We start from the raw sequence: 26,335 nt of genomic DNA, 5'->3' as shown, positions 1-26,335 counted from the left end.
GGCCATGAGTGAAGCGGCCCCCGGTACCACCGACAACGCCACTGAAACGGGCTCGCAGCTGCGGGCCGTGGGCGTGACGATTGACTGCGCCGATCCAGAGCGAATCGCCGACTTCTGGCAGGCCGCCCTTGGATTCGCGCAACGCGTCGGCAACGGCCGTCCCTACATCACCCTGTCTGAGGGCGGCGGGGGCAGTCGCATGCTCAACCACCTGACCATCCAGCGCGTGCCCGAAGCCAAGACGGCAAAGCTGCGCGCACATCTCGACCTGTTCACCCGCGACATCGACACCGAGGTCGCTCGCCTAGTGGCACTCGGCGCAACAGTGCTGGTTCCGACCAGCACCGAAACCGAACCTGAGGATCACCTCGGCTTCCGCGCCACCGTCATGGCCGATCCCGAAGGCTCCGAGTTCTGCATCGTCTCCCGCTGAGCGCAGCGCCCATCTCGCACTCCGTGACCCCCGCGCAGCCCCTTAGGAGAATGTGACTCGCTCGCGGAGCCATGCAGCGAGGGAGTCTTCGTCGATGTCCCCAGCTGCCACGGCGAGCATTGTCTGTTCTGCGTCGTCGACATCGGGTGGATCGGGATCCCAGCGACCGCCATTGAAATCGATGAACATGACAAGTGCTGCCCAAGCTGCTCGCTTGTTGCCATCTGGCAGCGGATGGTTGCGTGCCAAGCGCCAGCAGAGCACCGCTGCTTTGTTCATCAAGTCCGGGTAGAAATCCGTCCCGCCGAAGCTCGCTTGCGGGGCGTGCAGCGCCGAATCCGCCAATTCGATGCGGGCAGACCTGGATAGCTCTTCAGCCTGAATTCCAGTGACCTGCTCGGCGAGCCAGAGGTACTCAGCGATGCTGAGATACCGGGTCACCTTGCGAGCCGCTCAAGCAGCTCGCGATCTCTCTCAAGCAGACGTTTCGCCGTGGAAGTGAAATCGTCGTCTGCGCGTACGCGGCCAATCTCGGCGCGCAACGAGTCGACAATGAGCTGATTCATGCTCGAACCCTGGACGCGGGCGACGACCTCAGCTTCCTGCGCCAGATCGTCCGGCAGCCGGACCGTCGTCTGTCTTGTCATGAGATCATGATATCGCGATACTACTCATGAGCCCTCGCACGCGCCTGGAAGCAGGCATCCATGCAGGCTGCCTCGCGCGCTCAGGTGGCGTGACGATGAGCGGCAGTCAAGAGCACTAGAAGGGTTATTGTCCCTTAGGCGTCTGTGCCAGCGGCAACGAGGCGGACCCAGCGGCGCTCGGTGGCGAGGCCGTGATCGAGCGGAAGATCGTTGGCTGCGCGTAGGCAGCGACGGAGTGCCCGTGCAGTGAGAGGGTCGAGGCGCGCAAGCTCGCTCGCCAGTTCAGCGGTCCGACCATTGAGATCGTCGGGCGGCACGACCTCGCAGACGATGCCGAGACGATGAGCCTCGACGGCGTCGATGTTTCGGCCGCTGAGCACCAGCGGCAGTGCTGCAGCCGGTCCGATCGCGGTGGTCAGGCTTTGGGTGCCCCCCGCCGCGGGGAGCATGCCGAGCTTCACCTCCGGCAAGCCCAAGACCGTGTCGGCGCTAGCAATGCGAAGGTCGCAGAGCAGCGACATCTCCAAGCCCGAGCCGAGCGCGTAGCCATGCAGAGCACACAGCGTCGGCACCGGCAGATGCAGCAGCAGCAGCCACGGATCGCGGTCCCAACGGATTCTTCTTGCGTCAAGGATGGACTCTGCCGTGCCGAACTCAGACAGGTCGGCACCGACGCTGAAGTGCTTGCCCTCGGCGGCGAGCACCACGCAGCGCACATCTGGCACGTCGCGAACGGCCGAGATCGCCTCGATCAGCCCGTCTCGCATCTCGAGGTCGTAAATGTTGAGCGGCGGATGGCACAGCGTGATCGTGGCCACACCGTCATGGCCGAAGACCAGCCGGACCCCTTCAGCCATGACTGTTCCCATCGGTCCGGGCGTCCCTGGTCAGGGCGCACGCTGCCCGGGCCGCCAGCGGTGCCACCGCACCTGCGAGCGACACCCGCTGGTGCGGTGGTGCGGTGCCGGCTAGCTGATCCACCGCGCGTGCTGCGGCGTGAAGTCCGGCGAGCGGATCGGGATAGGAGTACGCGGGCGCCCGCGGCTCGTCGTCCAGCCAGCCCAGACCCGCCGAGGCATGCACACCTGTGCCGTACGCAATCCAGTCACATTCAGGCGCGTCCGGCTCGAATGCGGTGATTGCCATGGTGCGCAAGCGGGAGTGCCGGGCACAGAGCTGCTCGGGCAGCAGGTCGAGATTGGCAAGCGCCCGCGGCGACAGCGAGGTAACCAGCAGCTCGGCGGACGCCAGCAACTGGTCGAGGGAGCGTCGGTCTGCTGCGAGCCGCAGATCCAGGTCAACCACGGTCTTGTGGGCGTTCAGCTCTGCGTGCATCGGTGTGCCTGCCAAGCCGTCGGGTCGGGCTGCGGAAGTGACCTTGTGGACCTCAGCACCCGCACGACCCAGAAGCTCGGTGCACAGCGGGCCAGCCCACATCGAGGTCAGATCCACCACCTTCGCTCCGTCGATGCTGGTCGTGCCAATTGGCTCGTTGACAGCGGGGGCGCCGAGCCGGCCGCTAGATGCTGCGGGCAACCGGCGATAGGGCGTGACCGGCAGGCGCCATTCCTGCGCAGCAACGGCTACAGCTTCGGGGTCAGGCTCGTCCCGGTGCACCTCGGCAAAGCCTTCCCACGTCTCGACGTCGTCGGGACCGAGGTCGACGCAGAGCGCGCCATTGCCCCACGGCACGGGGACGCTCGGCACATCGGCAGTACCGAGCCGGCGGGGCATGTCGATCCACGCTTGCCCGTCTCCCACCAGCCTGCGACCCAGCCGGCCGCCAATGGCCGCAGCCAACTCAGATCCGTAGACGAACAGACCCGGTGGCAGCCAATCGCTCATCGCCCTGCACTGAGTCTGATGCTTCGCATGGCTAACGCCCTGCGCTGAATCTGATGCTTCGCATGGCTAACGCCCTGCGAAGTCGGGCGGGCGTTTGTCGAAGAAGGCGGCGAGGCCCTCGGCCCGGTCTTCGGTAGCGGCCAGTTGGTGATTCAGGTCGCCTTCGAGACGGAGGCCGTCGGCGAGGGGAAGCTCCGAACCCCGGTGGACAGCTTCCTTGGCGAATTCGAGCGCCAGTGGGCCTGCACCCGCCAGCTCGTCGAGCCAGCGCTCGACGGCTGCGTCCAGATCTTCTTCCACCGCATGCGTCAGGCCCCACGCCAGCGCCGTCGGTGCGTCAATCTCGTTTCCCAGCAACAACATCGCACTGGCCCGGGATCCCCCGACTGCGCGAGGCAGGCGCTGCGTGCCTCCCCAGGCCGGGAGCCGGCCATCGACGGCGTCGCGCATCGCAAAGCGAGCGGTCTGATCGCACAGACGGATATCGCTGGCGAGCGCAATCTCGAGTCCGGGTCCGCAGCAAGCGCCGCTGATGGTGCAGATCACCGGGCTCCTCACTGCTGCTAGCGCTGCTGCCGGATCGGGCTGGAGTTCGAGCGGATCGAAGCTGATGCCCGAACAGAAGTCGGTGCCGGGTTCGTTGCGCAGGACCAGCACGGCCGGTTCGCGTGCCTCGCGCACAGACGCACAGAGGTCGGCAAGCGCACGCGCTGCGGCGCGGTCGAGATCGCCGCCGCTCAGGGTGTGTTCGATGTAGTTCAGGGTGCCACCACCCCCTTGGGTGGCCGGCGCAGGTTGCCCCGATTCGGCCTCAGTCGGCGCCGAGTCCAATTATCGGCCTCAATCGGCCGACTTGGTCTTCTTCGGCTCCTGCAGCGCCATGTCCTTGCCGTCGCACTGCAAGGTCACCGCGCCCGGCTTGGTGACGAGCACCTCGATACCGGAATCTTCGTCCTGGTAGCGCTTGCCGACCTTCAGTCCCTCGCCGCCGGCAGACGCGGAAATGTGAGCCTCGCCACCCTTGGTGACGATGACCTGCACACCACCGTCGAAGTCCAGACGCTCTCCAGCCTTGGTCGCCACAACATCCCCCTGGTCTCATCGTGTCAATGCGGAATGTGGTCGCTACGAAGCTACACGTCGCGCAGCAGCATTACCTCACCGAGAGGCTGAGCCGAGTGGCGGCGAAGCCGTGGCCCGAGCGGCCCGTGAGCGCAGCGAACAAGAGCGGGCAACAAGAGATTGAGCCAGTCGCTGCGTTGCCGCTCCACGTCGCTGCTGAGAACAGACACAATGACCCGGTGACCTCACCCCAGACAGCACTCGTTGTGGGCGGCACCGGGCCCACCGGCCCGCTCGTCGTGAACGGGCTCATCGAACGCGGCTTCGAGGTGACCATCCTGCACACGGGCAGGCACGAGACCCCCTTGATCGGCCCCGAAGTCCGTCACATCCATACCGACCCGTTCGATGGAGAGGCCGTCCGCGATGCGCTGGACGGCGAGGATTTCGGCCTGACTGTCGTCATGTACGGGCGTCTGCGGGTGCTCGCATCGTTGCTTGCGGGCCGCTGCGGCCACTTCGTGTCGATCGGCGGTGTGGGTGTGTACCGGGGCTTCGGCAGTCCGGACGACCTGTTCCCTCTCGGCATGACGGTGCCGTTGGCACATGATGCACCGCTGGTCGGCGATGAGGAGGAGTTCCGCAAGCTGCGGATGATTCGGGTCACTGAGGAGGCCGTCTTCGAGCACCATCCGCACGCCATTCACCTGCGCTACCCGCAGCTGTACGGGCCACGCCAGCCGCTGCCGCGCGAGTGGCCGCTGGTGCGGCGGGCGCTCGACCGGCGACCGTACCTGGTCGTGGCCGATGGCGGCCTGACGGTCAAAAGCCAGGGTTGGATCGGCAACGCCGCCCACGCCACGCTGCTGGCCTGCGACGCGCCTGCGGCCGCTCGCGGCGGCACCTACAACGTGGCTGATTCCTCTGCGTTGTCGATTGCACAGATCGCCGAGGTCGTCGCGGACGAACTCGGTCACAGCTGGGAGCTGGTGTCGCTGCCGTACGACCTCGCAGCGCCGACACGGCCGCTGGTGGGCAGTTGGTCTACAACCCACCGTGTGCTCGACATCGGGCCGACCGTGCGGGATCTCGGCTACCGGGACGTGCTGGCACCGGTGGAGGCTTGGCGGGCAGCGGCACGGTGGCTGGCCGAGAACCCGCTCGAACGCGGCGGGACTCTCGAGCAGCGGTTGGGCGATCCGTTCGACTACGAGGCCGAGGACCGGCTCGTCGCCGCCTGGAAGGAGGCCCAGCAGGACCTCGTCGGCATCTTTGCCGGAATCGATTGGCTCAGCGAGCCCAACTATGGCAGCGCGTACGTCGGCAAACGTCCCAACCCCGGTGTCTTGGAGAAGCGAGAGAGCCTGAACTCGGCCGACTCGCCACCGAAACCGGCCGGCTGAGCTGCTAGCGGGACGGCTCAGCGAGCCAGTGGACCGCGCAGCAGGCGACCCGGCACGGCGCCCGTCACCTTGCCGTGCTCGGTGATGATCTCGCCGTTGACGATGGTCGCAGCGAAGCCCGTGGCGGTCTGACGAAGGCGGGGCGCTCCTGCGGGCAGATCGTGCACCAGCTCGGGCATGTCCGGCGAGACCGTTTCGGGGTCGAACACGTTCACATCTGCCGCCTTGCCGACGGCCAGCACGCCACGGTCATCGAAGCCCCAGGCCGTCGCTGGCAACTGGGTGATGCGGTGCACTGCGTCGGCCAGCGTGAACTCCTGGCGGTCGCGAACCCAGTATCCCAGCAAGTGGGTCTGCAGCGACGAGTCCATGATCTGGGTGACGTGCGCTCCGCTGTCGGAGAAGGTCGGGATGGCGCGGGGGTGCTTCATCAGGCGCAGCACCAGGTCCTGGTCATAGTTGGCAGCAACCTGAATAAAGAAGAGCTCGAGGTCGCTGTCGAGCGCCAAGTCCACGAAGGCTTCCATCGGGGCGACGCCACGCTCAGCGGCGATCTCGCCCATTGACAGGAACGGCGGCAATGGCTGTGTCAGCGGATACACGTGTTCCCATTGCGGCTTGCGAGCCTCCGCGCCGATGGCCTGCCCATAGTTGCCATGTTCGGCGTCAGCCACCAGTCGCGCGCGGGTGGCAGGGTTCTCCAACGCGGCCCGCTGCTCTGTCAATGACGCCTTGCGGAGGTCACGCCACGCCGGCAACTCATCAAACGGCAGCCGGGTACTGAACGAGAGCAAGACGCCGAAGTAGCGGGTGTGCACCTGCGCCCATGAAGTGCCGCCGGCTGCGTTGAGCCGATCCAGCAAGTCCATCACGGGCTTCCAGTGATGCTCCTCGTCGGACAGAGCCAACATCCCGTAGGTGATCGGGACGCCGGTTCGGACCCCGAGTTCGACCATCTTGGCGATATATGCCTCGCGCCGCTCGGCGTCACGTGCGCGCAGGTCGGGATGGTTGGCCAGCTCGAAGATGCCAGCACCCATGACGCCCATCTCGCTGACCAGCGCATCGATCTCACTCCATTCCGCCATGCGTGAGGCAACCGGGCGGTCATCGGCAGTCTCGTGGTTGTACGAACTCGACGTGGTGAATCCCAGAGCGCCCGCCTGCAGCGAGTCGCGCAGTTGCTGGATCATCAACGCCAGCTCGTCGGCATTGGCACCACGTTCGAATGCCGCATCGCCCATCGCCCACGTGCGCAGCGCAGAGTGGCCTAGATAGCCAGCGTAGTTGATGCCCTTCGGGGTTGCCTCGACAAAGTCCAGGTACTCCGGGAACGTCTCCCACGACCAGTCGATGCCGGCCGCCATTGCCGCCGCAGAGATGTCCTCAGCACGCTCGAGATTGCGCACCACCAAGTGCCGAGCGTCAGGCCGTGCTGGAGCGAGCGTGAAGCCGCAGTTTCCCATGACTGCCGTGGTGACGCCGTGAAAGCACGAGCTCTCGCCCATCGGATCCCAGGCGATCTGTGCATCCATGTGGGTGTGCACGTCGATGAACCCGGGCGTCACGGCGTGGCCTTCGGCGTCAATGGTCCGATCGACTCGACGGCCGGCCAGCTGCCCCGGGCTCTCGGCGATCTCGGCCACGATCCCGTCGGTGATCAATACGTCAGCTCGGCGCGGTTCGGCGCCGGTGCCGTCCACCACCGTGCCGCCTCGAATCAGCAGATCCCCCATCGCTGTCTCCCTTCGTCGCGCTGTTACATGCCGACCGCTCGTGCTGTGATCGCCGTCACTCATGCGGTTCGAACTGGCGGCTTGAACAGGACTAGCGCGATCCGCTCACCTGGACAGTAACGACATCGAGGCCGTGATACTTCTGGTGCTGCACCGAAGAGGTGTAGTGCCGAAGCAAGCGCAGCGTCATGGCGCTTGCGTCCACCGAGCCTGGGGCAGCTTCGGCTTCCTCGCCCAGGTAAGCCAGTCGATCTTCGAGGTTCTCGTCATCGAAGACGGCCATGAACTCCAGTTCCACCACGGCGTCGGCCGGACGCGCTACGACGATCAAGCGAGGCACTGCGCCGTTTGGAGCGGTCTCGTCCAAGTCCACAAGACTCATCAGCGTCTCCTCGCCCGCGGAACGCAGCCGCTGGGTCGACACGTCGTTCCAGCGGAGCCGAGCGGCGAGACCCGAGAGGAATTCATCGAGCTCCGGCAGGCAGGCAGTACTCAACGTGGCGTCGAGACGGCTGCGGTCACGGCCACCGATGAAGTTGGACAACATGACCATCACCACCGCGGAGAACGCTCCGACCATGACGCCGTTGTTGGCCAGCGGGCCCCACACGTCGCCGAGCAGGTCTGCGATGAGCGTGTCCTGTTCGATGCCTGCGCCGAGGGCGAATGCCACGCCCAAGATGACAGCATCGCGGGCGCCGAGCCCCCCATGAAGCGCTGTTCGAATACCGCCCACGAAGAGCAGCCCCGCGATGCTCAACAGGTAGGACCCGGCAACCGGTCCGGGGACAGCGAGCAGCACCGCGCTCAACTTGGGAAGCAGCGCCACTGCCACGAGGCCGGCCCCGATGTACACGCCGACGCGTCGCGCCGCGACCTGCGTGAAACTTGTGAGCGCCACGCTATAGGTCCCGTAGCTGCACAGTGGTGGCGACCCGACCGCGCCGGCCAGCACGAGGCCGGCCCCGGTGACGTTGATCGAGCCCTGCACACGACGGAAGTCCGTCACGCGCCGTGTACGCCATGAATGCTGCTGCACGAGAACGTTGTCACCTATGTTCTTGATGCCGTCCACCAGAGCGACCAGCGCAAACACGGGCAGCAATGACCAGAAGCTCACACCGAAGTTCGGCTCGAAGTCGGGGAATCCCGCACCGGGAAGGCCGATCCATGGCGCTTCGACGATCACGCCAGCGTCGTACATGCCGAACAGCAGCGCGACCCCGCAACCCGCTCCGATCGTGATGAGCGGCGCCCAAATCCTCCACGCCCCTCGGGCACGCAGGGCGAGCCCCGTGGCGGCGATCAGCGTCACCAGACCGACGATGGGACCCCCAGCCGCCAGCGTTCCATCGGGCACGTTGCGAATCCCGTTGAAGCACACCGGCAACAGCGTGACGGCGATGAGCATGAGCACTGTGCCTGAAACCAGCGGTGTGATGATCTTGCGTAGCTTGGGAAGCCAGAACGACAACAAGACATAGGAGATCGCAGCGGCCGCGGTCAGGCTCGACAGCATGGTCGGCCCGCCTTCTGAGAGCGCCAAGATCGAGATCGCCACGTACGACGGCGACGCACTCACCATGAACACGAGCCCAGCGCCGAATCTTCCGACACGGCTGGCCTGCCACGCAGTAAGGATCCCGCTGGCCAGCAGCGCCGCAAAGACAGCCCAGGAGACATAGCTGTCGTCCTGGTCGCTCGCCTGGGCCGCAAACGACGCCAACAGCACGGTCGGCGCCACGACCAACAGGACACCCTGCAGGGCAACACTGATGCTCACCCGTTCCGGGCACCGATCATCAGGCTCGTAGCGGACAGCAGCGTCTGCTTCGTCAGCTGACATCTGCGTTGGACCCTAGTCGTGGGCCCTTGCCACCATCGCTGAAGAAGCAGGCAGCGGCTCACATCCGGTTGCCGACTACCGTTTGGACGCGATCTCAGCCGAAACCGAGGGCTGACAGGGTTCGCGACCACTGGGGCAGCGATGTTCGAGACGCATGTGGCGTTGGACACCGGCGACGGCGAGATGAGCACCTTCATCGTTCATCCCGAGATCACCGTGGGCCGGCCGGGGCCGTTTCCCACGGTGCTCTTCCTGATGGACGCACCGGGAAAACGCGACGAGCTGCTCGACATGGCACGTCGCATCGCCGCAGTCGGGTACTACGTGATGCTGCCGAACCTGTACTACCGCGAAACCCCGGGCTTCACCGTGCTACGGGATGATCCCGCCAGCGTCGAGTTCATGTTCGCGATGATGTCCAGGCTGACCAACGCCATGGTCGCCAGTGACGCCCAGGCAATGTTGGATCACGCCGAGGCTGAAAGCGCTGCCAGCACCGAACGGGTCGGCACGACCGGCTACTGCATGACCGGCCCCATGGCCATCTGGCTCGCAGCCGAGTTCCCCGAGACCATCGCAGCAGCCATCTCCGTTCACGGCGTGCGGCTGGCAGTCGACTCCGACGACTCGCCGCACCGCCGCGCCGCGGACATCAAGGGCGAAGTGCTGATCTTGGCCGCAGAGTTCGACGACTACGTCGACCGCGCCCACTACGACCGGCTTTGCGCCGCCTTCGACGAGGCCGGCACGAACGCGCAGACGCATTGGCTCGTCGGGACCCATCACGGATTCGTGTTCCCGCAGCGATTCGCGTACGACAAGCACGCTGCCGAACGCCACTGGGAACTCCTGCACGACTTGTTCGACCGTCAGCTCAGCTGACGTCGACGGCGCGCGTTGCACAATGATCCCGGTGCCTTGATCCATCTGACGGGAACCGACGGGCAACACGCAGTGCTCCACGACTTGGGTGGCAGCGGACCGCCTCTGCTGCTGACCCACGGCAACAGCCTCAATACCGGCATGTGGGCCACCGTGGTACCACATCTGCAGAATGGCTTTCACTGCTGGGGCCTCGATTTTCGCGGCCACGGTTCAGCGCGGACCCAACACGACGACATGTCTGTCGAGCGCAGCCATTTCGTCGACGAGGTACTGGCCGCGACGGACGCACTCGGCGGCGGTCCGCTGCTGGCTGCCGGTCACTCGTTGGGCGCGTCGAGCCTGGTGCTCGCCGAATTGGCGCAGCCCGGCACGTACCAGGGGCTGTGGCTCTACGAACCCCTGCTGGCTCCCGCTGGCTCTCCCCGGCCCGACATCGACCACCCGCTCGTACAGGCATCGCGACGGCGGCGCATCGACTTCTCGACTGTCGACGAGGCGTACGAGCGGTTCGTGTCCAAGCTTCCTTTCTCGGCCTGCGAGCCCGCGGCGGTGCGCGCGTATGTCGAATTGGGCACGTACTCGTTGGGTGACGGTGCCGTTCGACTCTCGTGCTCGGGAGACACAGAAGCACGCATCTACGTGACCGGTCGACCGATCGAATACACCAAGCTCAGCACCGTCAGATGCCCTGCGGTGGTGGCGCGCGGTGGCTCCCTCGCCGCCAAGAGGAACGACATACCGCCCAAACTCGCACAGCCCATCGCCGAGGCCCTCGGCAACGGTCGACTCAAGACATTCACGGAATTGGGACACTTCGGCCCGATGGAAAACGGCGAAGCAATTGCGCAGGACATCCGAGCCCACCTTGAACCGCTGATCGCCGCTTGACCGCGGCAACGACGCTCGCACCAGACCCATCTGTCGTGGCCGCACGGGCGGTCGACTCGGTTGCCGGGCACACTGCGCCCGCATCGACACGGCGAAATATGCTCCCGGCCGTGACTCTCGAACTCGAAGCATCCCGTGTCATCGCCCAGCTCAACGCTCTGGACCGACCGACGTTTCAAGACGTCGGGCCCGAGCGTGCTCGCAAGGGCTTCGAGGAGCTGCCGCCCGGCGGCGAGCTGGTCGACGTCGCCTCCACGGAGGACCGGACGATCCCCGGGCCTGACGGCAACGACATTGCGGTGCGCATCTACCGACCTGGCGACGGCGCCGACACAGCTGACGAGGACGGCACGCTCGGCTGCCTCGTGTACTTCCACGGGGGCGGCTGGGTAGTCGGCAGCATCGAGACCCATGACCTGACGTGCCGCTCCCTGACCATGCTGGCTGGGGTCGTGACCGTGTCGGTGGACTACCGCCTAGCTCCTGAGGATCCATTCCCGGCGGGTCCGAATGACTGCTGCGCCGCCACGCAGTGGGTGATCGACAACGCCGACGATCTGGGCGTCGACCCGCAGCGCGTCGCGATCGGGGGCGACAGCGCCGGGGGCAACCTGGCGGCAGCGGTGGCACTGATGTGCTGCGACGCCGCTGCGAACGGCGACGCCTTTGGCCAGCCTGCACTGCAGGTGCTCATCTACCCCGTCACCGATTTCGACCGCGACACCCATTCGATGATCGCCAACGCCGAGGGCTACCTGCTGACCCGTGAAACGATGGCGTGGTTCGACGACCTCTATTGTCCATCGACGGAACGCCAGAATCCCTATGCGGCCCCGCTCGCGGTCGGCGACCCGTCTGGAGCAGCGCCGGCATTCGTCATCGTGGCCGGCCACGACCCGCTGCGCGACGAAGGGGTCAAATATGCCCAGAGGCTCGCTGAGGCGCAGGTGCCCACCACGCTCATCGAGTACCCGGGTCAGTTTCACGGTTTCTTCGGCATGACCCGCTTCCTAGAACAAGCCACCGAAGCCCAAGAACTCACGGCCCTCGCCATGCGCCGGGCACTTAGGCCGATTGCCGCAGGGGAGTAGCGACATGTCATTGCGAGACAGCCATCCGCTCGGGACGCCCTCGTGGGTTGATCTGGCCACGACCGATGTCGAGGGCGCGCTCGACTTTTACCGAGCGGTGCTCGGCTGGGAATACGAGCGAGATCCCACTGGCGAGATCAACTACGTCATGGCGGTCGTCGACGGGCATCCCGCCGCCGGTGTGTTCGACATGCCTCCCGAGATGCGCAACGAAGGCGTGCCGCCCTGCTGGAACGTCTACATCACCGTGGCCGATGCTGACGAGTTCGCTCAGCAAGTCACGGCCGCTGGCGGGGCGGTCATGGGACCGGCCGTCGACGTGCCAGAGCCCGGGCCGGACGCCGCTGGACGCATGGTGATCGCCGCCGACCCGACCGGTGCGGTGTTCTGCACCTGGAAGCCGCTAGCTGCCATCGGGGCCGGGATAGTGAACGCGCCCGGAGCGTTCACCTGGGCAGAGACGTTCACCACCGACGTCGATGCAGCGGCAGCCTTCTATTGCGAGCTGTTCGGCTGGGAGGCGTCATCGTGGGACGAGCTTGGTCCCTCGGGCCGGATTTTCACACTGGGAGGCGAACCGATCGCCAGCATCTCAGGCGAACCGCCCCCGGGCGTGCCGCCTCACTGGAAAGTGAGCTTCGGCACAGCTGACGTCGACGCCGCCTGCAAGGCCGCCACTGCGAATGGCGGCATTGTGCTCATGCCCCCGAACGACTGGGGGCCGGGCCGCGTCGCCACCGTGGCCGATCCTGCAGGCGCGGTCTTCGATCTCGTCGCGCTCACCAACTGGCCCGCATAGCGCGGCTAGCGCAGAGCGCCTGCTTGTTCCAGCGCCGCGATCTCAGTTGCGCTGAGCCCGAGCACGTCGCTCAACATCTCGTGCGTGTGCTGACCCAGTGTTGGTGCCGGTGCTCGCACGCCGTTCGTGCCCTCGGTCAGAAGCCACGGGATACCTACGTGGCTCATCTGGCCGACAGCGGGATGATCCAGGCGTTCAATGAGGCGACGTGCCGCTAGGTGCGGGTTCTCTTCGAGCGATCGGACGCTGAGTGACGGGAACGCGGGTACGCCAGCGGCCTGCAAGAGCTCGGTGACGTCCCACTGGTCACGCTCGCGAGTCCAAGCGCCGATGAGCTTGTCCAGCTCGGACTCATTGGCCTTGCGATCGACAGCTGTCGTGAAACGTTCGTCGGCGGGGTCGATGCCCGTGCGGGCCGTCAAAGCCGCCCACTCGGTCTCGTCGACACAGCAGATGGCGACCCAGTCATCGTCGCCGGCGCAGCGGTACAGGTTGTGCGGCGACCACAACGGATCCAGGTTGCCCATCGGTTCGGGCTGGGAGCCCCGCAGCACCCATTCCATCCAGCCCTCAGCGGTGCACGCCGTGGTGGCCTCCCACATGGAGGTGTCGATGAACTGCCCCTCGCCGGTGCGGCGCCGCGCCACCAGCGCTGCCACGAGCGCGTACGCGGTGGCGATGCCTGCTGCGGGGTCGCCGAGCGACACACCGAGCTCGTCTGCGTCACCGCCGGGATAACCGGTCATGGATGCCAGGCCTGACAGCGGTCCGGTCGTCGGCCCGTAGCCCATGTACGACTTGTACGGCCCGTGGTGGCCGTACCCGCTGACGGCGCCCACGATCACATCCGGACGCTCCGCTGCAAGCGATTCGTAGCCGAGACCCCACTCGTCCATAACGCCGGTCGCGTAGTTCGACACCACGAGGTCACAGCTCAGCGCCAGACGCTTTGCCAACGCACGCCCCTGCGCCGTGCCCATGTCGATGGTGATGCTCTTCTTGCCCTGCCCGTACTGGTTGAAGTACCCGTTGGTGTCGAGCGTCGGATCGTGATGCACCGAATAGGTCGGGAGTCTGCGGCCCAAGTCCGGCCGAGCCGACGATTCGATCTTGATGACGGTCGCGCCCAGATGCGCCAGGTGCAGCGTGCAATATGGCCCCGCCCAAACCCAGCTGAAATCCGCGACCGTGACGCCCTCGAGCGGACGGCCGGTCACCAAGGTGCCAGCCGCCGGGGAGCCATCGGCTCGAACCGCTGCTGCGGTCGTCTCGTCACGCCCGTTCGCAGCGAACTCGATGCCGTCGTGCTCGCCGAGCGCTGGAGCCGGTCGGCGGATCGACCACCACAGATTGGTGAGCCGCGATGGCGGGCCGGGCACCGTGATCGTCCCGAGACCGGGCTGGACGTACGTCACGAGGAAATCGCGGGCCGCCAGGTGCGGATCGGCGGCCATCTGCGCAACCGTGTTCACGGGCGCGAACGCCAGGCGCTCTCGCTGGCCCCGGTGGAACAGCTCCATCACCGACTGGTCGGCGATCCACTCGCCGAGCCACATGCGCAGCAGGTCTTCGTTCTCGAAGCGGCCCTCGACGGTGTCGAAGATGTCCATATCGGCCCACTCCGGCCGACCCATCAGATCCTTCAGCCGCTCCCACTGGTCGGATTCGACGCACACGAGGAAGATGTGCCCGTCGGTGGCCGGGAATATCCCCCAGGGATTGAGGATGCGGGCACCCAGACGGCTGGGGATCTCGCCCGTGTAGGACCAGATGATGAATGCCGCTTCCAACATGCCGACGACGTAGGACATCTGGGCGAAGTCGATGTGCTCGCCCCCTCCGGTGCGCTGTGCCCGGTCGACGGCGGCAAGCGAGGCGCATGCCGCGGCGAAACCGGATTGGAACGCTGCCTGGTGGCCGTGCGGTTTCAGCGGGGGCAACTCAGGATCCTGCACGCAGCCGGGAGCGAGCCAGCCCCAGCCGCCGCCGTGGACGACCTGCAGTTCTTCGGCCCGCCAGTCGGCATACGGCCCGGTCTGCCCGAATGGCGTTATCGACGTCGTCACCAGCGACGGATGCTGTGCCCGCAGCGACTCTGGCATCAGGTCGAGCTCTGCTGCTGCGCGCGGGGCTAGGTCGTGGATGAACAGGTCTGCGTCCCCAAGCAATCTGTCGAGCGTCGAGCGGCCGTCGGGATGCGAGAGGTTGGCAACCACGCTGCGCTTGTTCGTGTTGATTGCTGCGAACAACCCACCGATGTCACCTTGGTCGCCCGCGTCGGGGCGGTACGGCCCACGGCGGCGAGCGGGGTCGCCGTCCGGCGGCTCGACCTTGATGACATCGGCTCCGAGATCGGCGAGCAGCTTCGCAGTCCAGGGTGCCGCGACCATCTGCCCCAACTCGACGACTCGGATGCCGTCGAGGCAGCGCGCGGTCATCGAACGATCAGGCGCTCGCTCGGCAATCGCACGGGCGCGCCCGGTCCGCGCGCTCCCCTCGGGCTGCGCGGGGGGTTCGTCGTGATGGAGGTGTTGTGGCTCAAGGCGACTCGTGCTTGAACGACAGCCGGACCTTGGTACGGAACGCTGCGATTGCGCCGCCCTCAATCACCACGTCTTGCTCGACGACCTCTGCGACCCGGAGATCTCGCAGGGTTTTGGAGGCCTCGGTAATCGCGTTCTGCGTGGCTTTCTCCCACGACTCGTCGCTCGTCCCGATCAGCTCGATCACGTTGTAGACGCTGCTCATTGGTTTCTCCTTGATGTCCGACATCGCGACCCAACCTGTTGCCAGGCCGTCGGACCTGACGCCCGAGGTCGCGACTGCCACTTCAGCACACCCGCATGTGCGCGTTGTGCCGCACGAACGCGGTGTGCCCTACAGTCTGCCCCACCGAAGCGCATCGCTTCCCGCTCGCAGGAACGAGACGCACACCGAACAGGTCCGCATCTTGAACGAATCACCTCAGCGCAATCACAACGCTGTCGAGAAAGTCATCACGCTGGTCGCGGCAAGCCGGATCTCTTGGGAAGACGCGGCGCGTCGGGGAGTCGCCGAGGCCACCAAGACGATCCGCGATCTGTCGGTGGCACATGTGAAAGAACGCGACGTGATGATCGTGGAGGGCGAGATCGCCCTCTACCGGATCAAGCTCAGCATGGCGTTCCAAGTCGACCGCATGCGGCCGGGTCTGACGCCGGGCGCTCCCGATGTGGAAGTGACGCGGTGGCTCATCGTGGCCAACCAAACGTTGGGCACCGGCGAAGTCGTGGCTGAGATCGACCGTCTGAACTCGCACGGTACCTGCGAGTTCCACCTGCTCGTGCCGATGACGCATTCGAAGAGCTACGCCCGGGCACGACGGCTGTCGATGCTCGCGGCCGATCCGGTCACCGGCATCCCCTCCGAGCATGTGCCGGCAGCCGATTTCCTGGGACCGGACACGCTCGGCATGGAGCAGGCACAGAAGCGGCTCGACGCGCAGCTGGCGAAGATCGCGGCAGCGTCGTACGCAGCATCCGGCGAGCTCGGCGACCCTGACCCGCTGCGGGCGATCCAAGCAGTGCTGTCGCGCTCCAGCTTCGACGGCATCATCCTGTCGACGCTGCCCGCTGGGGCCTCGCGCTTGGTGGGAGCCGACCTGCCGTCGCGTGTGCGCCGCATCACGAACCTGCCGGTCACCTACCTGCCCGGCAAGGAGCCCGGCGAGCTATAGCCCGTCCAGTCGATGCAGCACCAAGTTCTTGATGGGACGTAGCGCCTCAGCGTGGCACGACCCAGCCGATCGCGGCGATGATGGCAAGCGCCGAAACGCGGACGAACCGGCACAGGGAGGCCAGGATGACCACGACCGGGGCAGAGACGGGATCACGTACGCACGCCGAACGGCGGGCGGCGGCACTCGAGGTGTTCGAGCGATTCACGAACGGCGAGTTCGACGCCGAGCGTGCACGGCGTGCGATGACCCGGCGCCATGGCGCACTGGGAACATTTGCGTTCGATGTCGTCATGGGCGACGTGTGGTCGCGGCCGCAGCTGTCGCGACGGGATCGCAGCCTCATCGTCATCACTGTGCTCGCCACCATCGGCTCCAACGAAGAGTTGTCGCTGCATACCGACGTCGGGCTGAACCACGGCCTTGAGCGCACCGAGATCGAGGAGATCCTGATCCAGGTGGCCGCCTATGCCGGTTTCCCGATGGCCATGGCGGCATCGCGGGTCGTAGACGACCGGTTTCGCACCCTCGACGGCGTCGAACGGCTGCCGGAGCGGTCCCCCGGACCTGAGCTCGACGACGACGAACGGGAGCGACGGGCGGTCGAGGTGCGCCAGACGCTCACGGCTGGGCGTGCTTCCAGCGATCCAGCCGAGGACATGGCGCGTCTCGTCGAACATCTCGGCGAGGTGGGACGCATCGCCTACCACTGGGCCTTTGGGGACCTCTGGGCACGGGATGAACTGTCGCGGCGCGATCGCAGCATTGTCGTCATCTCAATCCTGACGGTGCTACGCGGCACCGATGAGCTGGCATTCCACGTTCCAGCCGGCCTCAACCACGGCCTGTCGCGCACCGAGATCGAGGAGATCATGGTGCAGATGACCATCTACGGCGGCATCCCGCGTGCGGTCGAGGGCTATCAGGCCATGAAGAAGGCGTTCGCGAAGATCGATGCTCGCAGCTGACGCTGCGACGAGATCGACGCCCGCCGCCTGCACAGCGCCCTCGACAGCATCAGCCCGACCGACTACGAATTAGCCAACACCAACTGGCCAGCCCTCTACGATTTGGGGGGAAGCCGATACCGGTGCATCTGGGCTAAGGAGCAATGATGAAGTTCAGTTTCGTAACACTGCCCGACTACCCGCTACAGGAGTCTATAGAACACATCAAGTTGGCTGACGAACTCGGCTTCTACGGGTGCTACGCAGCAGACGAGACCTGGCACAAGGACCTCTATGTGCTGTTCGCAGCCGCGGCGTCTTCGACCGAGCAAATCCGTCTGGGTCCGAGCTTGGCCCCGATCGCCTTGCGCGAGCCGACCCAAGTTGCCCAGGCGGTCGCGACGCTCGACGAGTTGACCGGTGGTCGTGCCGAATGCGTCATCTCCATTGGGAACTTCAGCCTGCTCGCCCAGTACGGGTTGGACTGGACTGGCATCAAGACGCTGTCTCGGGTCAAGGAGGCGCACGAAGTAATGCGCACCTTCCTCGACACCGGAGCGCTGACCTTCGAGGGTGAGTTCTACAACTACGACGGGCTGTTCACATTCGCCCGTCCAGTGCAGGAGAAACTTCCGCTGCTGATCGGTGCCTTGCGCGGTCCAAGGTCCTTCGAGGCGGCGGGTGAGCTCTCCGACGGCACCCACGCTTTCGCCCAATACTCCAAAGAGGCGTGCGACTACATGGTGGAGCACCTGAGAATTGGCGCGGAGCGGGCTGGGCGCAACTGGCGGAACCTGGACATTGCGGTCTGGAACGTGTTCGCCATCGGGCCTGACTCGGAGAAGGCCAAGGCCGCCGCCCAAACCATCGGAGCGTTCTACATCCCGGCCATGGCGGTCGAACAGATGGAGCGGCACGGCGTCTCGCAGGCCGACGTTCAGCCCATTCTCGACGCCTTCGGAGACGGAGACGTCCAGGGAGCGATCGACGCCATGACGCCCGACATCGCCGAGAAGCTCTCGGTGGCGGGCACCCCCGAGGAAGTGGTCGACAAGATCAAGTCGGAGATCGAGCCGAGCGGGGTCAACCACTTCGTCGCCTGCATCACGGACTCGTTCCTGCTGAACGCCTTCACCGAACGAGACATCGAGGTCCCCGATGTCACGGGCCAACTGCAGCTCATCCACGACCAGGTGATGCCGGCCTTCAACTGAGTGAGATCGAATCTCTTGGTCGATTGCGTCGGAGCGGCTGTCCCGACCGGCGAAGTCACGCTCCGAACGTGCCAAAGCGGGCTTGAGCGTCCTCGCTGGTGATCGACTTGGCCGATGCGTCGCCGTCGAATTCCGACAGATCGCCGAGTCTCGTGACCTGGGCGTAGCCGCGCAGTTGGTGCTTGGCCATCTGCACGGACAGCGCAGGCAGGTCAAGCAGGCGGGCCACCCAGCGTTCGACGGCCGCATCGAGCGCTTGTTCGTTGTCACACACTTCATGAGCCAAGCCCCACTCGGCGGCCTTATGCCCGTCGATGCGTTCGCTGGTCATGACGAATTGGCGGGCCCGGGACATCCCGAGCTCGGCGATCAGCCGGGGCGTGGCACCCCACGGCAACGGCACCCCTAGCTCCACCTCCGGCACGTACCAAAGTGCGCTGGCCTCGCTGATACGAAAGTCACAGCTCGTGGCGAAGCAGCAGCCACCGCCGATGGCATGACCGTGTACCCGAGCGATCGTGACTACCTCGCAGTCCTCTATCGCCCGTGCCGCCCGCCTGCCCAACTGGTTGATGTAGCGGGCCTCGCGATCGTTCGCAGCAACCGGTGGCTGCTCCTTGCGGTCAGCACCGGCGCAGAACGACTTCCCGCGACCAGCGAACACCACCACCCGGAACTGCGTCTGCCCGTTCAGAGCACCGAATAGGTCCCCGACCTCGCGGATCATCAACTGGTTGTGCGCATTGCGAAACTCCGGCCGATTCAGCCAAACCCGCAGCGTCTCGCCGTCAGGCGCCAACTCGACGGTCTCCAATGACGGCAACTCAAAGGGCAGCAAACTCATGCCGCCCATCCTTGCCCAGGGGGACGATCGCCGCAGGACTTGGCTCAGGCTCGGTTCGCCCCTATTTCGATGGCACGATCTCGAACCGCTCTGACCTGGCGGGCAGCATCCTCGACGACGTCTTCGAGAAAGGCTGCTGCCTTGAGCAAGATCGGCACCCATAGCCACTCTCCTGGCCGCCACTCCTCAGACAGGCCAAGCTGCTGGTTAAGCGAAGCGAGATCCACCGGTGCCGGATTCCCCAGACGTAGCCAAATCGGCGTCTCGCCGCTGCGCGCCCATTTGCTGTAGCTGATGCGGATCGACAGCTCAAAGGTCTGCCTCTCGCCAAAATCGCCGAGAAACTTGATGAATCTGCCATAACCATCGGCCACGGCAGCCGCAGCCAAGCCTTTGGTGGAGAGCCATTTCTGATCGACACCTTGACGGACCACGTTGTCGACTATGCGGTTGAAGTCCAGAATCCTGCGGGGGATCGATGCATCAAGGTCTTCAGCGTGCAGCGGCTTGAATCTCCGGTCGCCCTGACTGGTCACCAAACCCACAAGCTGTTCGATTTCCGAAACCAGCGCGAGTTCGGATGCTGCCCCCTTCAGCTGCTCAAGGACACATATCCAGCTGGTGAGCGCCAGATACTTGCCTGTCTCCCCAACGCGGCTCATCAGCAGTCGTTCGTCGTCGCGGAATGGCACCAGAGATGGGTGATTGCTGGCGTCCATCTGCGCACAGATCTCATTCCAAAGTGCAGCCCGCCGGACTTCAGGAGCTACGAAGAGCAGAAGGCTTGGCTTGTCACAATCGAGATGCCGCACGTAGCCGCTCGCTTGTCCATCGAGGAGAGCTGCCCAGAACTTGGACTCGATGATGAGCCGTTCCGAACCGTCGCTGTCATAACCAACGAGATCGAGTCGTGACTTGTCTTCACGAACTACCTGGGTCCTGACGCTGTCCACGGGATCAAGAAGGAACTCGTTGCCGGTGACCAAGTCGACGAGGGCACTAAGGCACGGCTTGGACTTGTTGAGGATGTAGGCGAGGGCGTCAGTAGCGGCGTCCTCGACTTGGGGCGTCAGTTTCGGCACGAGATGGGCGAGGAGCGTGTCGCCAGTGGGCATCGCTTGATCGTCGGGCATCAGGAGGTCTCCGTTCAGTTGGTCCAGTCGCGCGCGGGTGATGTTGGGTAGTCGTCGTGGCGGCCGGTGTCTCCGGGCTGGATCACGAAGTCTCGCCTGTCGCGGTACAGCAGTGCCCGGTTGATGACGTAGTTGTCCTCGCCGGCGAGCGGATTGATCTCGCGGTAGTCGGTCATCAGCCAGTACTTGAAGTCGCCGACGAACAGGTACGTGTTAGTCATGCGAAAGAAGCGGCCCGTGACGCCCTCGCCGGCGTGGAACCGGGCGCAGATCGCCGCGAGCAGCTCCCGCTGATCGTCCTTCTCGCTCAGCACGTACTCGTGCGGCCACGTGTCCCGGTAGGTCACGGCCTCGCGCCACGGCGCATTCTCGATGAGTTCAGTCAATTGTGTGTTCACAGCCGCCAGCATCGCGGAGGGGTGCGACAAGTTCGCCAGCCGGCTCTGTGCCTACCGGTTCCGTGGGATGCGATCTAGGCGAGTCGGTAGACGTCGCGGCGGTGTTGGACCCGGTGGATGACGACGATCTCGGCATCTTCATCCACTTCGTAGACGATGCGGTAGTCCCCACGACGAGCGGATCGGTAACCGCTCAGAATCCCGCCAAGAGGCTTTCCAGCCCGGAACGGATTCTCGCTGATGGGTCCGCTCATGGTTGCCAATGCGGCAGCGCGCACACCTTCGGGCAGGCGGTCGATGTGCCGTCTGCTGGCAGCGGTGAGCGCAACGGCATACACCGATTCGAATCGGGTCGACCTAGATGATTTCTTGCAGCGGGATCAGCTTGCCCTCGGCAGCTTCTTGCTGAGACAACCGCAATGACGCCATGAGTTCCTCGTCCCCGAGTATGTCCAGCGTCTCTTCGAGCGATTCCAGTTCGTCGGGGCTCATGAGCACGAACGACGGCCGACCATGTCGGGTCACCACAATGCGTTCGTGCTGATTTTCGATGCGGTCTGCCAACTCCGACAACCGGGCCTTTGCCTCGGAGAACGGCAGAACTTCAGTCATGGTCGACGATTTTAGACCAGAATTCTGACCAATAGTGTCGTATCCGTTCATGAGCCGCCCAACATCCATAACAACATATTATAGTAATTTTTAATTAGTTTTGATCAACAGCTTTTTTGGAGGACGAAGCGGAATCGCGGCGTGCGGGCCAGAATGTCGGCCATGAGCGAATCGAACGGCACCACCACCCTCGACCTGTCCGGTGTGAAGCACCACGACGTGGATGCGCTGGGCACCCGGATCCATGTGGCCGAGCTGGGCGAGGGGCCGATGGTGCTGTTCGTGCACGGCTTTCCCGAATCGTGGTACTCGTGGCGCCACCAGCTCCCCGCCGTTGCCGCAGCCGGGTACCGGGCCGTAGCCATCGACGTCCGGGGCTACGGCCGCTCCTCCGCGCCCACAGCCGTGGAGGACTACCGCATGGTTCGCCATGTCGCCGACAACGTCGGTGTCGTGCGAGGACTCGGCGAGGACTCGGCGGTCATCGTGGGACACGACTGGGGAGCGCCGATCGCCTGGAGCTCGGCGCTGCTGCGGCCCGACATCTTCACCGCCCTCGGGCTGGTGAGCGTGCCCTACAACGCCCGCAGCGACTTCAAGCCGAGCGCAGCGTTCCGGATGATGGGCGGCGACGAGGAGTTCTACATCGAGTACTTCCAGAAGCCGGGACGTGCAGAAGCAGAAATGGAAGTCGACCTGCCCCACTGGTTGCTGGGCATGTACTACGCCGCCTCGGGCGACGGTGTCCGGGCACGCGTGGCCTCAGCGGACTCGTCGGGCGGACGCTTCACAGTGGCGCCGGGCGGCAAGCTGTCGGACCGCTTCATCTGGCCCGAACCCGGCACCTGGCCGCACTGGATGTCCGAAGCGGACTTCGCCTACTACGCCTCGGAGTTCATCCGCACCGGCATGTCGGGCGGGCTCAACCGCTACCGCAACGTCGACCGCGACTGGGAGGACATGGCTGCATTCGACAGCGCGCCCATCACCCAGCCGAGCCTGTTCGTCGGAGGCGAAGTGGACGGACCGACGGTCTGGGGCGCCGGATCGATCGCAAAGTTCCCCGAAACCATGCCCAACCTGCACAAGTCAGTAATCCTCGACGGCATCGGCCACTGGGTCCAGCAGGAAGCCGCCGACGAACTCAACGCCGAGTTGCTCGACTTCCTCGCCGCGCTCTAGCTCGCTCTCGCTCGGTGCCGATCCGGAATCAGCCGCGGGAGGAAAGAGCGCGGCGGGAAGCAAACAGCGGCGTTATGAAACCGAACGCCGCGACAATGGCTCCGAAGATGAAGGTGGCTTGGGTGCGCCCCAGCGTCGGGTCTTCGCCTGAGAACGCAAGCATCGACTGGATGCCGAAGATGATGCCGATCCACATGACGGTCTGGTTCATGCCGTTGGCGATGCCGAGATCCTTGTCATCAACGGAGTTGGCAACGAGCATCTGATAGGCCGGCGAGCCGAAGCCAGCTGACACACCCGACAGCACAAGCCCGACCATGACCAGCGTGAGCCCCCAATCCCCGGGACTGCTGCCGGCGGCGAAAGCCAGCATCGAGCCGATCATGGCGGTCGACGCAAAGATCATCGGAACCCGTGCGCCGATCTTGGTCACCAGCGTTCCGCCGAACGGCGATGCGAGCGCAAATGCGCCAGGCCGCGGCACCATCAGCAAGGCAGCAACCCCGACGGAGTACAGATATCGCTCCTGCAGCACGATGGGCACGATCACGAACGCGCCCATGTAGGCGAACTGGTTGCAGGCCGCAGAGATCAGCGGCATGGAGAAGTTGGGTCGGCGGAACAAGCGGACGTCAAGCAGCGGAAACGTGGAGCGCAGCTCCCACAGCACGAACACCACGAACGCCGCGATCGCCCCGCCCAGCATCAGCATGAGCGTCTGATCCGACAGCACCGGTGCGCCTGTGCGCGTCAGCGTCGGCACCCGCGTGATAGCCAGCAGAACGAGCAGCGTCCCGGTCGCCAGCAGCAGCGCTCCGAGCACGTCGATCGACACTCGCTGACCCTTCGGGATCGGTTTCACGACGAATGCGGCAAGCAAGGTGCCGCCCAGCCCGATCAGGCCGAACATCATGAAGATCGCTCGCCAGCCGACGACATCCAGCAGCGGTCCGCCGGCGACCACACCTATGGAGGGTGCGCCGGTCATGGCGAACTGGAACCAGCCCACCGCTTGAGCACGGCGCTCGGGACCGAATGCATGCATCAGCAGCGCCATCGCTGCGGGCATGAGCAGGCCGCCGCACAGGCCGAACACCACCCGCACGGCAACAAACGAGCCGAGGTTCCAGACCCAATAGTTGGCGATCATCATGGCGGTCATGCCTGCCATTCCGATCATGAACATGCGGCGATGCCCATAGATGTCGGCAAGCTTCCCGCCCGCCGGAGTCGACACCGCCATCGCCAGCATGAGGCCCGTCATCACCCAGCCGGCGTTGGACGCAGTGGTGCCAAACTCGTCAGCGATCGGCACCAAGGCAGCATTGACGAGCGTCATCAACGAGCCGAAGCCCAGCACCGCAACGCCGATCACGATCAGCAGTCGCCACCGGTAGCTGTCCGATTCGGGTGCCTCGACGACCGGTGGCCGATCGCCTGAGCGCGACGGCGACGGAGCGACAGACGGCGGCAGCGGGCGGCCCGCGACGTCGAGCACTTGCGGGACGACCGTGAAGACTGACGGGCGAGCCGCCGGAATCTGCGTTGGCGCGCGCCAGATCGAACCGGCGGGCTTCATCAGGGCATCAGCCGCAAGTGCGTGCGTCGTCGCCCGAACGGGCCGCTCAACGAGTGAGATGCCCGTCGTCGAGCATCGCCTCCACCTGGTACCGGGCGATCTTGCCCATGTCCGGATGCGTCAGCACCCAGAAGCGGTCGGTGCGGACAGCGTCGAGCACCATCGGGCCGACCTCGGACGGGTCCATGCCTTCCGCCAGGAAACCCCGGAGCATGTCCCAGAATTTGTCGCCCTGCTCGGTGCGGACGTGATGGGAGGCATCCTCAGGGTCGCGATTGCGCTGGCTGTAGACGATGTTGGTGTTGATCGGCCCGGGGCACAGCACCGACGCACGGACCGGCGAGTTGCGCAGCCGCAGATCGCGCTCAAGGGTGGCCATGAGAGCAACGACACCGTGCTTGGCCACGTTGTACGCACCCAGTGAGGCGCCTGCATACAGGCCGGCAACCGATGCGGTCGAGTTGATGTGACCCTCGCCCGCTGCCTCGATGATCGGCAGGAAGACATGGGTGCCGCAGATCGGTCCCCACAGGTCGATGTCGAGGGTCCAGCGCCAGTCCTCGAGCGACATGTCCCCCACCGGGCCGGGAATGCCGACTCCTGCGTTGTTGCACAGGACATGGACTGCGCCGAATTGCTCTACCGCCGCCTCCGCGAGCGCTTCGATGTCGGCCAGCTTGGACACATCGGTGCGTACCGCAATGGCTTCTGCACCAGTCGCGCTGATATCAGCAGCGGCATCGGACAGCGGTGTTTCTTCGATGTCGGCCAGCACCACCTTCATGCCCGCCGCCGCGAACGTGACTGCCATGGCGCGACCCATGCCGCTTGCCGCGCCGGTCACGACGGCAACTTTGCCCTCGACGTCCATTGTCCCTCGCTCGCTCCTCGAGTTGTGTGCGTTGCTGTGAGTGTGTACCGATACGGGGCCCGCTAGTCGAAATCGATGACGGTGCGAGTGCCGACGCGCTGGCGCATCTGCTCGTAGCCGGTGTTGATGTCTTCGAGCGGCATGTGCGCCGAGATCATCTCGTCGAGCATCAGCCGTCCATCGAGGTACATGTCGACGTAACGGGGCATGTCCACCCGGAAGGCGTTCGAGCCCATCATCGAGCCCTGCAGCCGCTTCTCGAGCATGAACACCTCGTAGCCGGCAATCTCGATCTTCTCGCCGAGCGGCATCATCCCGACGATGACGGTCGTGCCGCCCTGTCGCGATGACGACCACGCTTGTTCGCAGGTCCGCTTCAGCCCGATGCACTCGAAGGCGTAGTCCACCCCGCCGCCGGTCAGCTCCCTGATGGCTTCCACGGCATCGACCTCGGCGCCGTTGACCGTGTCGGTGGCGCCTACCTGGCGAGCCGTCTCGAGCTTGGCGTTCTCGACATCGACCGAGATCACCCGACCAGCCCCGGCGATGCGTGCACCCTGGACTGCAGAGAGGCCGATGCCGCCTGCGCCGTATACCGCAACCGTGGAACCGGGCTCGATGCGGGCCGTCTTGAACACCGCACCCAGACCGGTGGTGACGCCACAGCCGATGAGAGAAGCACGGTCGAGCGGCATGTCGTCGCGGATCTTCACCACGGCGTTCTGGTGAACGAGCATCTCCTCGGCAAACCCACCGAGTCGGGCGAACTGCGAGACCGCGGTGCCGTCAGGCTTGGACAGCCGCGGCGCAGCGCCATCGGCGCGGGCCACTGCAGCGTGGTTCTGGCAAATGTTGGGGCGCCCGGTCAGGCAGCGCTCGCAGTGACCACAGAAAACAGAGAGGCAGGTGATGACGTGATCACCTGGCTTCACGTACGAGACGTTGTCGCCGACGGCGGCAACGAGGCCAGCGCTCTCGTGGCCCATCACGGCAGGCAGCTCATAGGGCCAGTGGGCGTCCATGAAGTGCAGGTCGCTGTGACACAGCCCAGCATGGCGAACCTCGATCACGACCTCGTTCGGACCGGGTGCATCCATCGAGATGTCTTCGATCTCAAGTTCGCCCGGAATCTCGTTGAGCACTGCTGCTTTCATCGTCGGCTTCCCCTCCCGTCACGCACGGCTACGGCGCAACTTGGCCACGCC

28 protein-coding genes are annotated in these 26,335 nt (G+C 65.2%); 10 read left to right on the top strand and 18 right to left on the bottom strand.

The features are described from left to right. Positions 1-4 precede the first annotated feature (4 nt). Positions 5-433: a VOC family protein gene (locus ACOCMM_RS04355; protein WP_419551966.1), complete on the top strand. Its 429-nt coding sequence runs from the start codon at positions 5-7 to the stop codon at positions 431-433. 42 nt (positions 434-475) lie between these two features. Here the strand turns inward: ACOCMM_RS04355 and ACOCMM_RS04350 are convergent, their stop codons facing one another. The 6 genes from ACOCMM_RS04350 to ACOCMM_RS04325 form a co-directional block, all read right to left on the bottom strand. Continuing rightward, the gene (locus tag ACOCMM_RS04350) at positions 476-874 is read right to left on the bottom strand and encodes a type II toxin-antitoxin system death-on-curing family toxin (protein ID WP_419551965.1); all 399 of its coding nucleotides are present in this window, start codon (positions 872-874) and stop codon (positions 476-478) included. After that, on the bottom strand, positions 871-1,080 hold the full coding sequence (locus ACOCMM_RS04345; RefSeq protein ID WP_419551964.1) for a hypothetical protein: 210 nt from the start codon (positions 1,078-1,080) through the stop codon (positions 871-873). Before ACOCMM_RS04345 ends, ACOCMM_RS04350 begins: the two co-directional genes overlap by 4 nt. A gap of 134 nt (positions 1,081-1,214) precedes the next feature. Further along, on the bottom strand, positions 1,215-1,937 hold the full coding sequence (locus tag ACOCMM_RS04340) for an enoyl-CoA hydratase/isomerase family protein (protein WP_419551963.1): 723 nt from the start codon (positions 1,935-1,937) through the stop codon (positions 1,215-1,217). Next, positions 1,930-2,925 carry a CoA transferase gene (locus ACOCMM_RS04335; protein ID WP_419551962.1) on the bottom strand — a complete coding sequence of 332 codons (996 nt, stop codon included), beginning with the start codon at positions 2,923-2,925 and terminating at the stop codon, positions 1,930-1,932. The genes ACOCMM_RS04340 and ACOCMM_RS04335 overlap by 8 nt, the downstream gene beginning before the upstream one ends. Positions 2,926-2,991: 66 nt before the next feature. After that, a complete protein-coding gene (locus tag ACOCMM_RS04330; RefSeq protein WP_419551961.1) occupies positions 2,992-3,756 on the bottom strand; it encodes an enoyl-CoA hydratase/isomerase family protein in 765 nt (254 codons plus the stop codon). A 9-nt stretch (positions 3,757-3,765) separates the two neighbouring features. Beyond that, positions 3,766-4,008: a hypothetical protein gene (locus ACOCMM_RS04325; protein ID WP_419551960.1), complete on the bottom strand. Its 243-nt coding sequence runs from the start codon at positions 4,006-4,008 to the stop codon at positions 3,766-3,768. Positions 4,009-4,226: 218 nt separating this feature from the next. Here ACOCMM_RS04325 and ACOCMM_RS04320 point away from each other — a divergent pair, with 218 nt between their 5' ends. After that, positions 4,227-5,390 (top strand): hypothetical protein, encoded by a 1,164-nt coding sequence (locus ACOCMM_RS04320; protein WP_419551959.1) that lies wholly within the window; start codon positions 4,227-4,229, stop codon positions 5,388-5,390. 17 nt (positions 5,391-5,407) lie between these two features. Here ACOCMM_RS04320 and ACOCMM_RS04315 read toward each other — a convergent pair whose 3' ends face one another. Both ACOCMM_RS04315 and ACOCMM_RS04310 read right to left on the bottom strand, forming a co-directional pair. Then, the gene (locus ACOCMM_RS04315) at positions 5,408-7,126 is read right to left on the bottom strand and encodes an N-acyl-D-amino-acid deacylase family protein (protein WP_419551958.1); all 1,719 of its coding nucleotides are present in this window, start codon (positions 7,124-7,126) and stop codon (positions 5,408-5,410) included. A gap of 91 nt (positions 7,127-7,217) precedes the next feature. Then, on the bottom strand, positions 7,218-8,972 hold the full coding sequence (locus tag ACOCMM_RS04310; protein ID WP_419551957.1) for a uracil-xanthine permease family protein: 1,755 nt from the start codon (positions 8,970-8,972) through the stop codon (positions 7,218-7,220). 141 nt (positions 8,973-9,113) lie between these two features. Between ACOCMM_RS04310 and ACOCMM_RS04305 the strand changes: the two genes are divergently transcribed. The 4 genes from ACOCMM_RS04305 (at position 9,114) to ACOCMM_RS04290 (ending at position 12,635) form a co-directional block, all read left to right on the top strand. Continuing rightward, on the top strand, positions 9,114-9,854 hold the full coding sequence (locus ACOCMM_RS04305; protein ID WP_419551956.1) for a dienelactone hydrolase family protein: 741 nt from the start codon (positions 9,114-9,116) through the stop codon (positions 9,852-9,854). 36 nt (positions 9,855-9,890) lie between these two features. Next, positions 9,891-10,745: an alpha/beta fold hydrolase gene (locus ACOCMM_RS04300; RefSeq protein ID WP_419551955.1), complete on the top strand. Its 855-nt coding sequence runs from the start codon at positions 9,891-9,893 to the stop codon at positions 10,743-10,745. Positions 10,746-10,855: 110 nt separating this feature from the next. Continuing rightward, the gene (locus ACOCMM_RS04295; protein WP_419551954.1) at positions 10,856-11,836 is read left to right on the top strand and encodes an alpha/beta hydrolase; all 981 of its coding nucleotides are present in this window, start codon (positions 10,856-10,858) and stop codon (positions 11,834-11,836) included. A gap of 4 nt (positions 11,837-11,840) precedes the next feature. Next, complete coding sequence (locus ACOCMM_RS04290) at positions 11,841-12,635, top strand: VOC family protein (RefSeq protein WP_419551953.1); 795 nt, start codon at positions 11,841-11,843, stop codon at positions 12,633-12,635. Between the two features lie 5 nt (positions 12,636-12,640). Here the strand turns inward: ACOCMM_RS04290 and ACOCMM_RS04285 are convergent, their stop codons facing one another. Together ACOCMM_RS04285 and ACOCMM_RS04280 are read right to left on the bottom strand one after the other, a co-directional pair. Further along, positions 12,641-15,073: a CaiB/BaiF CoA transferase family protein gene (locus ACOCMM_RS04285; protein WP_419551952.1), complete on the bottom strand. Its 2,433-nt coding sequence runs from the start codon at positions 15,071-15,073 to the stop codon at positions 12,641-12,643. A 100-nt stretch (positions 15,074-15,173) separates the two neighbouring features. Beyond that, positions 15,174-15,383 carry a dodecin family protein gene (locus tag ACOCMM_RS04280; protein ID WP_419551951.1) on the bottom strand — a complete coding sequence of 70 codons (210 nt, stop codon included), beginning with the start codon at positions 15,381-15,383 and terminating at the stop codon, positions 15,174-15,176. 202 nt (positions 15,384-15,585) lie between these two features. Here ACOCMM_RS04280 and ACOCMM_RS04275 point away from each other — a divergent pair, with 202 nt between their 5' ends. The 3 genes from ACOCMM_RS04275 (at position 15,586) to ACOCMM_RS04265 (ending at position 18,511) form a co-directional block, all read left to right on the top strand. After that, positions 15,586-16,350 carry a dodecin family protein gene (locus ACOCMM_RS04275; RefSeq protein ID WP_419551950.1) on the top strand — a complete coding sequence of 255 codons (765 nt, stop codon included), beginning with the start codon at positions 15,586-15,588 and terminating at the stop codon, positions 16,348-16,350. A gap of 125 nt (positions 16,351-16,475) precedes the next feature. After that, entirely contained in the window at positions 16,476-17,318 is an 843-nt protein-coding gene (locus tag ACOCMM_RS04270; protein ID WP_419551949.1) for a carboxymuconolactone decarboxylase family protein, read from the top strand. 146 nt (positions 17,319-17,464) lie between these two features. After that, positions 17,465-18,511, top strand: a complete 1,047-nt coding sequence (locus ACOCMM_RS04265) for an LLM class flavin-dependent oxidoreductase (protein ID WP_419551948.1) — start codon at positions 17,465-17,467, stop codon at positions 18,509-18,511. 55 nt (positions 18,512-18,566) lie between these two features. Here ACOCMM_RS04265 and ACOCMM_RS04260 read toward each other — a convergent pair whose 3' ends face one another. The 5 genes from ACOCMM_RS04260 to ACOCMM_RS04240 form a co-directional block, all read right to left on the bottom strand. Beyond that, positions 18,567-19,355: an enoyl-CoA hydratase/isomerase family protein gene (locus ACOCMM_RS04260; RefSeq protein WP_419551947.1), complete on the bottom strand. Its 789-nt coding sequence runs from the start codon at positions 19,353-19,355 to the stop codon at positions 18,567-18,569. Positions 19,356-19,399: 44 nt separating this feature from the next. Beyond that, complete coding sequence (locus ACOCMM_RS04255) at positions 19,400-20,488, bottom strand: hypothetical protein (RefSeq protein WP_419551946.1); 1,089 nt, start codon at positions 20,486-20,488, stop codon at positions 19,400-19,402. A 14-nt stretch (positions 20,489-20,502) separates the two neighbouring features. Beyond that, positions 20,503-20,886: a hypothetical protein gene (locus ACOCMM_RS04250; protein WP_419551945.1), complete on the bottom strand. Its 384-nt coding sequence runs from the start codon at positions 20,884-20,886 to the stop codon at positions 20,503-20,505. 74 nt (positions 20,887-20,960) lie between these two features. Then, positions 20,961-21,224, bottom strand: a complete 264-nt coding sequence (locus ACOCMM_RS04245; protein WP_419551944.1) for a type II toxin-antitoxin system RelE family toxin — start codon at positions 21,222-21,224, stop codon at positions 20,961-20,963. 19 nt (positions 21,225-21,243) lie between these two features. Further along, complete coding sequence (locus ACOCMM_RS04240) at positions 21,244-21,498, bottom strand: type II toxin-antitoxin system Phd/YefM family antitoxin (RefSeq protein WP_419551943.1); 255 nt, start codon at positions 21,496-21,498, stop codon at positions 21,244-21,246. Positions 21,499-21,660: 162 nt separating this feature from the next. Between ACOCMM_RS04240 and ACOCMM_RS04235 the strand changes: the two genes are divergently transcribed. Next, positions 21,661-22,680, top strand: coding sequence for an alpha/beta fold hydrolase (locus ACOCMM_RS04235; protein WP_419551942.1), 1,020 nt, complete (start codon positions 21,661-21,663; stop codon positions 22,678-22,680). Positions 22,681-22,708: 28 nt separating this feature from the next. On the opposite strand, the gene ACOCMM_RS04230 is transcribed toward ACOCMM_RS04235, so the two are convergent. The 3 genes from ACOCMM_RS04230 to ACOCMM_RS04220 all read right to left on the bottom strand — a co-directional run bounded on the left by ACOCMM_RS04230 (position 22,709) and on the right by ACOCMM_RS04220 (position 26,284). Then, positions 22,709-24,259, bottom strand: coding sequence for an MFS transporter (locus ACOCMM_RS04230; RefSeq protein WP_419551941.1), 1,551 nt, complete (start codon positions 24,257-24,259; stop codon positions 22,709-22,711). Between the two features lie 46 nt (positions 24,260-24,305). Then, the gene (locus tag ACOCMM_RS04225) at positions 24,306-25,130 is read right to left on the bottom strand and encodes an SDR family NAD(P)-dependent oxidoreductase (protein WP_419551940.1); all 825 of its coding nucleotides are present in this window, start codon (positions 25,128-25,130) and stop codon (positions 24,306-24,308) included. A gap of 62 nt (positions 25,131-25,192) precedes the next feature. Further along, positions 25,193-26,284, bottom strand: coding sequence for a Zn-dependent alcohol dehydrogenase (locus ACOCMM_RS04220; RefSeq protein WP_419551939.1), 1,092 nt, complete (start codon positions 26,282-26,284; stop codon positions 25,193-25,195). Between the last annotated feature and the right edge of the window lie 51 nt (positions 26,285-26,335).

The organism is Candidatus Poriferisodalis sp. (assembly GCF_965198245.1).
GTDB lineage: Bacteria > Actinomycetota > Acidimicrobiia > Acidimicrobiales > Poriferisodalaceae > Poriferisodalis.
The sequence above is the reverse complement of the archived record's forward strand: the minus strand, read 5'-3'. Positions and strand labels throughout refer to the sequence as shown.